Annotated in this window: 10 protein-coding genes; 2 read left to right on the top strand and 8 right to left on the bottom strand. The window is 61.3% G+C overall.

The window, feature by feature from the left end:
* From ABZE94_RS17395 to phbB, 7 genes are all read right to left on the bottom strand, one after another.
* Nucleotides 1–762: sterol desaturase family protein (locus ABZE94_RS17395; protein WP_372876863.1), on the bottom strand; the 762-nt coding region annotated here is incomplete at its 3' end.
* Nucleotides 763–1,006: 244 nt separating this feature from the next.
* Complete coding sequence (locus ABZE94_RS17390; protein ID WP_372876861.1) at nt 1,007–1,846, bottom strand: DsbA family protein; 840 nt, start codon at nt 1,844–1,846, stop codon at nt 1,007–1,009.
* A 175-nt stretch (nt 1,847–2,021) separates the two neighbouring features.
* Entirely contained in the window at nt 2,022–2,201 is a 180-nt protein-coding gene (locus tag ABZE94_RS17385; protein WP_372876860.1) for a DUF411 domain-containing protein, read from the bottom strand.
* Between the two features lie 56 nt (nt 2,202–2,257).
* Complete coding sequence (locus tag ABZE94_RS17380; RefSeq protein WP_372876858.1) at nt 2,258–2,485, bottom strand: hypothetical protein; 228 nt, start codon at nt 2,483–2,485, stop codon at nt 2,258–2,260.
* Between the two features lie 338 nt (nt 2,486–2,823).
* Nucleotides 2,824–4,524, bottom strand: coding sequence for a class I poly(R)-hydroxyalkanoic acid synthase (phaC, locus tag ABZE94_RS17375; protein ID WP_372876856.1), 1,701 nt, complete (start codon nt 4,522–4,524; stop codon nt 2,824–2,826).
* Nucleotides 4,525–4,818: 294 nt separating this feature from the next.
* Nucleotides 4,819–5,997: an acetyl-CoA C-acetyltransferase gene (locus tag ABZE94_RS17370; protein WP_372876854.1), complete on the bottom strand. Its 1,179-nt coding sequence runs from the start codon at nt 5,995–5,997 to the stop codon at nt 4,819–4,821.
* 69 nt (nt 5,998–6,066) lie between these two features.
* Entirely contained in the window at nt 6,067–6,813 is a 747-nt protein-coding gene (phbB, locus tag ABZE94_RS17365) for an acetoacetyl-CoA reductase (RefSeq protein ID WP_372876852.1), read from the bottom strand.
* A 243-nt stretch (nt 6,814–7,056) separates the two neighbouring features.
* Between phbB and ABZE94_RS17360 the strand changes: the two genes are divergently transcribed.
* Entirely contained in the window at nt 7,057–8,085 is a 1,029-nt protein-coding gene (locus ABZE94_RS17360) for an AraC family transcriptional regulator (protein ID WP_372876864.1), read from the top strand.
* 308 nt (nt 8,086–8,393) lie between these two features.
* Complete coding sequence (gene phaP, locus ABZE94_RS17355) at nt 8,394–8,963, top strand: TIGR01841 family phasin (protein WP_372876850.1); 570 nt, start codon at nt 8,394–8,396, stop codon at nt 8,961–8,963.
* Nucleotides 8,964–9,014: 51 nt separating this feature from the next.
* Here the strand turns inward: phaP and phaR are convergent, their stop codons facing one another.
* Nucleotides 9,015–9,545: a polyhydroxyalkanoate synthesis repressor PhaR gene (gene phaR / locus ABZE94_RS17350; RefSeq protein ID WP_372876848.1), complete on the bottom strand. Its 531-nt coding sequence runs from the start codon at nt 9,543–9,545 to the stop codon at nt 9,015–9,017.
* Between the last annotated feature and the right edge of the window lie 168 nt (nt 9,546–9,713).

Below are 9,713 nucleotides of genomic sequence, written 5' to 3'. Positions count from 1 at the left end.
TAATTCTTTAGGCTCCCGGAAGATTTCGATTCCAATTTCCATTTGTTCATGACCTGCCGAAGGCTGAGCACGGTAGGTGCCAAACAATCGATCCCACCACGGCAGGTTGAAACCGAAATTGCTGTTGGTCTCGTTCGCATGGATGGAGTGGTGAACTCGGTGCATGTCCGGGGTGACGACTATCCAGCGCAGGATCCGGTCCAGTCCGAGCGGAATGCGCACGTTACTGTGGTTGAACATCGAGGTGGCGTTCAGCAGCACCTCGAAGACCAGCACCGCGATGGCGGGCGGTCCGAGCACGGCAACCACGACGAGTTTGATGCCCATCGAAAGCAGAATCTCGATGGGGTGAAAGCGCAGCCCCGTGCTGACATCGAACTCCAGGTCGGCATGGTGCACGCGATGCAGGCGCCAGAGGGCGGGGACCGCATGGAACAGCACATGTTGCAGATAGATCGCCAGATCGAGGGCCAGCAGCGACACCGGCAAGGCCAGTGCGAAGGGTACGTCGAATGAGTTGAGCAACCCCCAGCCACCTGCCTCTGCCTGCAGGGCAAAACCGACCGCCAGGACGGGCAAGCCGAGATGGAGCAGTACCCGGTCGATCAGCACCAGGCCAAGATTGTTGCTCCAACGCAGCAGGCGGGAAAGTTCCCGCGGCCGTCGAGGCGCCGCCGCTTCCCATGCCGCCAGTGCAGCAAAGATGACGAGAAACCAGGTGATGCGGACGAGTGATTCGTTCGCCAGCAACAATTCTGCCATGCGTGAGATCCTTGCCTGCAGCTCGGTAGGATTTTACCCCTCCGCGAGGGGTCAGCCGATCCTGCCCAGCGCTGGAAACCTTTGCAAAAAACCGATAAGCCAAGGCCGCAAGCTGGTCGGTGATCATGGCCTGGCCCTTGGGGCAGGATGACAGCGGAGCCGAACTGGATCGTCCGGCCCCGGCGGCCAGGCCGCTTCTGTAGGCCAGGTCTTGCCTGCCTCGCCTACATGTTTCAACGGCCTGCTAGGGGGCGGTATTGCTGAGGGCCTGGGCGGCCTGCTGAAAACGCTCCAGCGGCTGGGCACCGTGGATGGCGATCACCCGGCCGGACGACTTGTGGTAGAGGATGTTCCCCGGCGTGCCCGAGACCCCGGCACGCGCGCCTGCGGCCATCTGCTGTCGCACCTTGTCGGCGAAGCGCTCGCTGTCCAGGCACTCCTGGAACCTCGCCTGGTCGAGGCCGATTTCGGCGGCCAGGGGCGTCAGGTTCTCGATCGGAAAGCCTTTGCCGTTGGATCGGGTGCGCGCATAGAGGGTGTCGGTGAACGTCCAAAAAACCTCGTTGCCGCCCAGCTCGGCGGCGCACTCCGCCGCTTCGGCCTGCTTCTGTGCTCCAGGGTTGTGGAAACCCAGCGGGAAGTGACGATAAACCCAGTTCACCTGGCCGTTGGAGGCATCCACCAACTGCTTCGCCGTGCCATGGAAACGCTTGCAGAACGGGCATTCGAAGTCCGAGTACTCGATCAGCGTCACCGCTGCGTCCAGATCGCCATACAGGTGGTCATCCTGCGAGGGCGGCGGGACGCTCTTCGCCAGTTCGTTCGGCTGGCGCTCCTGGGCCTGGCTCCGGCTCTCGCGCTGCTTGTCGGCGAAGGCTCTGATGCCTTGCTCGACCCGGGCGTTGAAGGCCTCGTCGGACAGCGCGCCGCCCGGCGCCTCGAGGCGTTCAACAATCAGGGCCGCCACCCGCTCATCGTCCGAACCGAGCGTCATCTGTCGGCCCAGATAGACCACTGCAGCTGCAACCAGAACGGCCGAGATCAGGATAGCGATAGCGACGCGGTTACTGTCGTTTCGTTCCATTCGGAGTTCCTCCGTCAAACCGGTGACCCACCTGGGGCGTGCCGTCAGTGTCAGTTGCGGTAAGGGTAGACCAGGAGCTAGCCGGCGCAGGCCGGTTGCAGTGCAATCGGACGAGCTGGCTATGCGATAAATCGGTCATCACCTCATCAAGTGCTGCCTGCGGGCCTATCCGACATTAGGTCGCGGGGTACACCTCCGGCACCAGGTCAGTGCCGGAAGCGGTCAGCGCGATCACCTGACAAGCATGCCGCGCGGCGCCTGCCTCCATGCCGGGAGAACCTGCCGGCATTCCCGGTGCCGCGATTCCTGCCAGGTGATCTCGGCGAGCTGCAAAAAACCTGTGCTGCAGGAACATAACCCTCGACGAACGTTCCATCGCAGGGCGGGGCAGGGTGCCATTCGACCCTTTGCTCAATCACGCGAGTCCTCCTTTCTCGGGCTTTTTGGCCACTCGGAGAATGCCAGGAAATACAGCAGGACGAGGTTGACGATTGGCACGACCATCAACAGTCCCAACCATGGCGAGTACCCTGCCTTTTTGAATATGAACCAAAACGGCAGGATGATCAGTGCTGAAAAAAACACCATCATCAATGGCCCAAAGGGCCACATCGATGTGTCGTGCATCATGTAACCCATCAGGGCATCTCCACGTTATTGATGACTCAGGCGCTGACTTCAAACTTCAATTGCGCCCCTTCCCCAGTCAGCCGATTAGGCATCCTGCTTTGTGGACGTTAGCAGTAAAAATGCCGCCGGGAGGGCAAGGCGCGGCGCAAGCGGGACATGCCGCAGACACGCGTTTCAAGCCCGGTCAGACGCTCCCGCGGTTGCCGCGGGGACGCTTCGTCGAACACAGCGCCGGCGGCAGAGCTCGTCAGCTCGCGCCTGAGGTAGATGTTCTGCGGCGCCCGTCGAACGCTTGAGCAGGGCCTCACGGGCTCCCTGCTTCAATACGCTTGGGCAAAAGCAATGGCTCATTGCTTTACATAGCGGCCCGGCGCCGGTTCCAACGGAGGATATTGCTCGCTGCCGAGGCGAGCCACCGCGGGCTGGCGCTCGCCGGCGTGTTTGGCCAGCCAGGCGAACCAGTCGTTCCACCAGCTTCCGGGTTGCTGCTTGGCGCCCTTGAACCAGCTGTCTGGATTTTTCGTGATCAGGTTGTTTGTCCAGTAATGCCGCTTCTGCTTGGCGGGCGGGTTGATGACGCCGGCGATATGCCCGGAAGCACCGAGGACAAAACGCTTGGTTCCGGAGAGCAGGGCGGTGCTGGCGTAGGCGCTCCTCCAGGGCACGATGTGGTCGTCATGGGTGGCCAGGATGTAGGCGGGGGCGTCGATGGCGCTCAGGTCGAGCTTGACCCCGCAGCACTCCAGCTCTCCCGACTTCAGGTCGTTCTGCAGGTAGGTGTGGCGCAGGTACCAGCAGTACATGGGGCCGGGGAGGTGGGTGCTGTCGTTGTTCCAGTACAGCAGGTCGAGCGGGATGGGCTTCTGGCCCTTGAGGTATTTGTCGACGTTGTAGTTCCACCACAGGTCGTTGGGGCGAAGCAGGGAGAAGGTATTGCCCATGTCCTCGCCACGAAACAGGCCGACCGCGCCACCCTGGCCGCCGATGGTGCGCTCACGGTAGGCCACCAGCTCCTCGTCGACGAATATGCTGATCGGACCGGTATCGAGATAGTCGAGGAAGGTGGTCAACAGACTCACGCCGGCGATCTCCCGGTCGTCGCGCGCGGCGAGTACTGCCAGTGCGCTGCTCAACAGGGTGCCGCCGATGCAGAAGCCCACGCAGTTGAGCCGCGGCTCGCCGCTGATCGCCCGGGTCACCTGCAGGGCCTGGATCACGCCGTGCTCGATCAGGTCATCCCAGCTGGTGTCGGCGAGCTCCTCGTCGAAGTTGCGCCACGACATCAGGAACACCGGATGCCCTTGCTCCAGCAGGTGGCGAACCATCGAGTTGTCCGGGCGCAGGTCGAGAACGTAGTACTTGTTGATCGCCGGCGGGACGATGAACAGCGGCCGCTGGTATTGGCTTTCGCTCTGCGGGTAGTACTGAATGAGCTGGAACAGCTCGTTCTCGAAGACCACTTCGCCGGGGCTGATCGCCAGATCGACGCCAACCGTGAAGGCGCCGCTATCGCACTGGCGCATTTTGCCTTCCTGCAGGTCGCTGGCCAGGTGCATCAGGCCGGTGAACAGGCTGGCACCCTGGGTCTCCACCATGCGCTGGAGGGCGTCGGGGTTGCTCGCCAGGAAGTTGCTCGGGGCACTGGCGGCGATGGCCTGCTCGACCAGAAAACGCAGGCGTTGGCGCGGTTTCTCTTGTTCGATCCTGAGGGTATCGAGCAGCTGCAGGAGAAAGCTGGAGTTGAGCAGGTAGAAGGCGGCCAGGGAGCCGAACATTGGTTCGCTCCAGTTACCGCTGGCAAAGCGTCGATCGTCGAAGCTGAAGGGCTGGCGGGTCAGCATCTGATGACCGAGCTGGCCCCATTGCTGCTGGTAATCGGCTTGCAGGCTATTGAGCGTCTCGCTCGGTATTTCGAACCAGGCGTCGTGATCATGCCCGGAAAACCATTGATTGGTGCTGACCCAAAGGCGCAATTGTTGCAGCGCGAAAGAAGCCACAAAAGGAACCTGGCCAGACCAGTAGGTAGTGAATGCGTGCGAGTTGTCCATAAAGCTCCTTGCCCGGAAAAATCGACCGGGGAGAAAATAAGCGGCGCTCTGGCGCGCGGTGCGGCAACGGCAGGAATGCCGGCAACCCGAGGCGCGCGGGCCGAACCCGCCCTGGCAAGCTGTTGAAAAACTACCTACGTGGCCGGCACTGCGCTAAAAACGGCCTCAAAATGCCGATTTACACCCGTAAACTCGCGGGCGAGCCCAGTCCGCTTTTTCGGCCGTTTTCGCCTTGTTTCGGCTGCCTCGCCTGCGTTTTTCAACGGCCTGCCAGAGTTGCCGTTGCGTCTTCGCCTAGCGTTCGATGGCCAGACTCACGCCTTGTCCGCCACCGATACACAGGGTGGCCAGGCCTTTCTTGCCGTTGCGGCGGATCAGCTCATGCAGCAGCGACACCAGGATCCGCGCCCCGGCCGCGCCGATGGGGTGACCCAGCGCGATCGCGCCGCCGTTGACGTTGACCTTGCTGGCGTCCCAGCCCAGCTCCTGGCCGACCGCCAGCGCCTGGGCGGCAAAGGCTTCGTTGGCTTCGATCAGATCCAGCTCGTCCAGATGCCAGCCGGCCTTCTCCAGGGTGCGCCGTGTCGCCGGGACGGGGCCGATGCCCATGATGGCCGGGTCCACGCCGGCACTGGCATAGGCCTTGATCCGAGCCAGGATTGGCAGACCCAGGGCTTGCGCCTTGGCGGCGCTGGCAAGCAACAGAACCGCCGCGCCGTCGTTGAGGGTCGAGGCATTGCCGGCGGTCACGCTGCCATCCTTCTGGAAGGCGGGTTTGAGCATGCCCAGGGCCTGCGCGCTGCAGTCGGCGCGCGGCTGCTCGTCGGTATCGAAGACCAGCGGGGGGCCCTTGCGCTGGGCGATCAGGATCGGGGTGATCTCGCTCTTGAAGCGTCCGGCCTCAATCGCAGCGCTGGCCTTCTGCTGCGAGGCGGCGGCGAAGGCGTCCTGTGCCTCGCGGCCGATACCGTACTTCTGCGCCAGGTTCTCGGCGGTGACGCCCATGTGGTAGTCGTTGAAGACGTCCCACAGACCGTCCTGGATCATGCTGTCGATCAGTTGCGCATGGCCCATGCGCAGACCGGTGCGTGCCTTGGGCAGGACGTAGGGGGCCAGGCTCATGTTCTCCTGGCCACCGGCGATGACCATCTGCGCATCGCCGCAACGGATTGCCTGGACAGCCAGATGGACGGCCTTGAGACCGGAGCCGCAGACCTTGTTCAGGGTCAGGGCGGGCGTGGTGTGCGGCAAACCGGCTTTTAGCGCCGCCTGGCGGGCCGGGTTCTGCCCGGCGCCGGCGCTGAGCACCTGACCGAGGATCACCTCATCTATCTGCGCTGGGTCGACCCCCGTCTGTTCCAGCAGGCCGCGAATCGCCGCGGCGCCCAGTTCGGCGGCGGGAAGTGCGGATAGAGCCCCCTGAAAACTGCCGATGGCGGTACGCGTAGCGGCAACGATTACGACTTCGTTCATGTGTGACCTCATGGGAAAGCCAAAGAAAGATTGTCGAACGGAACCAGGGCATGCATGCGCCTGGCAGGGCTACTGCATGTTCATGCCGCCGTTTACCGAGAAGTCGGCACCGGTGCTGTAGGCGGATTCCTCGGAGGCCAACCAGGCCACGATCGAGGCGATTTCAGTAGGAGTGCCCAGGCGTCCGACCGGGATTCCCGCGATCATGCCCTCGAGAATGTCCGGGCGGATGGCCGCGGTCATATCGGTCTGAATGTAGCCTGGGGATACGGTATTGACGGTCACGCCCTTGGCGGAGACCTCACGTGCCAGGGCCATGGTGAAACCATGAATGCCGGCCTTGGCGGCCGAGTAGTTGGTTTGGCCGAACTGGCCGCGCTGGCCGTTGATCGAGGAGATGTTGATGATCCGCCCCCAGCCCATGGCCAACATGCCTTCGATGACCTGCTTGGTGGTGTTGAACAAGCCGCTCAGGTTGGTCCCGATCACGGCGTTCCAGTCCTCCGGGGTGAGCTTGCGAAAGGAGGCGTCGCGGGTGATACCGGCGTTGTTGACCAGTACGGCGACCGGGCCGAAGTTCTCGCGCACCAGTTCGAAGGCTTTGCGGGTCGACTCCCAATCGGTGATGTCGGTGTCGACGCACTCGAAGTGATAACCGGCCTCCAACTGGCTCGCCAGCCAGGCGTCCTTGCGGCTGGAGTTGGGGCTGCAGCCGACCACTACCGTGAACCCATTCTGGTGCAGGCGCTGACTGATCGCCGTGCCAATGCCGCCCATGCCACCCGTCACCATTGCGATGCGCTTGCCTGAAGTCATGAAGTCGTTCCTCATTTTGCGTTGCAAGATGGGACGATTATTCAATATCGATTGGGGCCGCGGAAGTGTTGGCAGGTGACTGTCTGGTGTCCATCTACGCCATCTTGGCGCTGTCAGACAGCGGGGGAGAAAAACAATATAAAGACGATCTGGGTCAATATTTGCTTCATGAAGTGCCAGTAGCCTGCACCTCAGAACGGGTCCGTCATGGCTGCGCAACGGATACAGATCGCTGAGGACATCATGTATAGAGTGAGTACAGGCTATGCCAGTGTGCTGGTGAACACGCTCTCGGCTGAAGGCGTGGAAGTGGTCGAGCTATGCCGGGAGGCCGGGCTGGATGCAGGCATCCTGACTCAACCGGGCGGCTTCTGTCAGCGCAGCGCGCTTTACCGGTTATGGGGCATGGCCGCCGAGGCGTCCGGCGATCCGGACATCGGCTTGAGCGCCTACCGGCATTTCCACCCGGGCAGCTTCCAGTTGGTCGGCTACACCATGATGTCCAGCTTGAATCTGCAACGGGCTCTCGAACGCCTGGTCCGTTTCAGCCCGTTGATCGATACCGGTTCCAGTCTCTTCCTGGTTGAAGAGCGATCGCATTACCGCCTGGCCGGCCTCGAACACCAGCAATGCGACTCCATCAAGCCCCGGCAGTACACCGACGCCGGACTCGCCTCACTGCTAGCGTTCTGCCGCTGGCTTACCGGGGGCGAGGTGCCGCAACCGCGGGCTATCGAGTTTACCTATCCAGAACCGGAGGATACCTCGGCACATCGGCGGCTTTTTGCTTGTCCGCTACATTTCGGCGCCGCCTATGACAGCATCTTGTTCGATGAGCAGGAACTCCTGCATCCGTTGCAGATGGCCAACGAGGCGCTTGCCGCGCTGCATGACACCTTGGCCGAGGCCCAGTTGGACCTGTCGTTCGGCTACTCCATTCTGGGCCGAATTCGTGCACTGATCACCCAGCGTCTGAGCCAAGGACAGGGGCAGGGGGCACATGACGCGGAGTCGATCGCGGCAGCGCTCAGCATCAGCAAGCGAACGCTGCAGCGCGCGCTGGAGAAGGATGGTATGCAGTTCAAGGATGTCGTGAGCGATGTGCGTCGGCAACTGGCCGACTTCTATCTGCGCCACTCCCGTTACAGCGTGAAGCGAGTGGCCTATCTCCTCGGCTTCCACGACCACAGCAGCTTCCATAAGGCCTGCAGCCGCTGGTTCGGCATGCCGCCAGGCCAGTACCGGGCCATTCAGGTTCCGTTGCATATCTAGGCCATCCCTTGGCGAGGAGCGAGAAGGCGTCTAAATGGCATGGGTGTAAATGCTTGTTTTGCTCTGCAACAAAATACTGCCGTAAACGAGCCAGTCCGGGCGCTTGCGTGCAGCCAGCGGCTGCCCAGCCAGGCCATAGATACCGTAAGCAGGGCTTTCCGCCGCAGATAATATTTTGTGCGTCGCACAATAAAGTGCTTGCAAAGTGTTTTTGTGCGCTGCAACATAATAACCGACGCGATGACTGAGTAGAGCTGCTTTCGCGTGTCAGGGCCATGTCGGCCATCCCATTCCAGGAGAATCCAAACATGTCTTTTTTTGACCCAGAAAAGTTGCAAAGTGCCCAGAAAAGCAATCTCGACCTGCTGCAGCAAATCAGCGCCAAGGTCTTCGAGGGCGTCGAGCAGCTCAGTCAATTGCAGTTCAAAACCCTGCGCGCTTCCAGTGAGGAACAGTTCGACAGTTTCCGCAAGCTGCTAGAGGTGAGCACTCCCCAAGGGTTCGCCGAGCTGCAGGCTTCGCTGGCCCAGCCGACGGTGCAGGCCAAACGCCTGCAAGAGTTCAATAGCCAGGTGTATGCGCTGATCTCCGGTACCCAGTCGGAAATCAGCAAACTGGCCGAGCGCCAGGTCGAGGAGGGCACCAAACAGGTGCAGGAGTTGATGGAGGTGATCGGAAATAATGCGCCCGCTGGCTGCGAGCCTGCCGTGGCGGTGCTCAAGACCGCGCTGGCGAATGCGGGCAGCGTTTATGAAAGCGCCCAGAAGGCCGCCAAGCAGGCCGCCGAAGTCGCCGAAAGCAGTGTCGCAGCCGCGACCTCTGCAGCCGAGCAAGCCACCCGTGATACGGGCAAGAAGGCGGCTGGCGGTAGCAAGTAAGTCGAGTTAGAAGCGCTGCACATTAGCAGCGCTTGCACAGATGGTGATGGGTTATTCCCCATCACCATTTTTTTTGCGTCCAGCGCCGGGCTTGCCAGGCGGCACGCCGCCGAACAGGCCGAAGAGGTTCTGCGTGTTCAGGTACAGCGCCTTCGATTGCTCGACGTATTGACGCATCAGATCCTGCATGACCGGCGCCTGCTGCTGCATGAACTCGCTCCAGGCCTCGGAAGACTGAGCCCCGGTTTGCGACTGGATGTCGATGACCGTCTGGATGCTCTTGTCCAGGTAGCTGCCGAGGATGCCCTGGAAGGGACCATAGAAGCGAATAATGCCCGTGAGCATCTCTATGGAGAAGATCGGCTCGCCGTCGCTTTCAGCCTCTTGAATGATCTGCAGCAAGATGCTCCGGGTCAGGTCCTCACCGCTCTTGGCGTCGACCACCTGGAAGGGAACATTCTCGATCACCAGCCGACGGACATCCGCAAGGGTCAAGTGGCTGCTCGTGTGAGTGTCATACAAGCGGCGGTTGGCGTATTTCTTGATAAGGCGGAGGGTATTGTTCCGACTGTTATCTGTCATGTTGGGCTTCTCACGGCGAGCCTGGGTTGCTGGCATCTTATCCTACTAACTACCGCGGTAGCCAAACCTATAACTTCGCATAATGTATATTATGTTAAATTAAGTAGCGTGACGAATTACTCTTAACTCCAGCGTGTGCAAGAGACATTCTCGAAGTACAGCTGCTGT

Origin of the sequence: Pseudomonas sp. (assembly GCF_041601375.1) — a bacterium.
Lineage (GTDB): Bacteria > Pseudomonadota > Gammaproteobacteria > Pseudomonadales > Pseudomonadaceae > Aquipseudomonas.
Note: the sequence above shows the minus strand (reverse complement) of the source record. Positions and strands in the feature narration are given on the sequence as shown.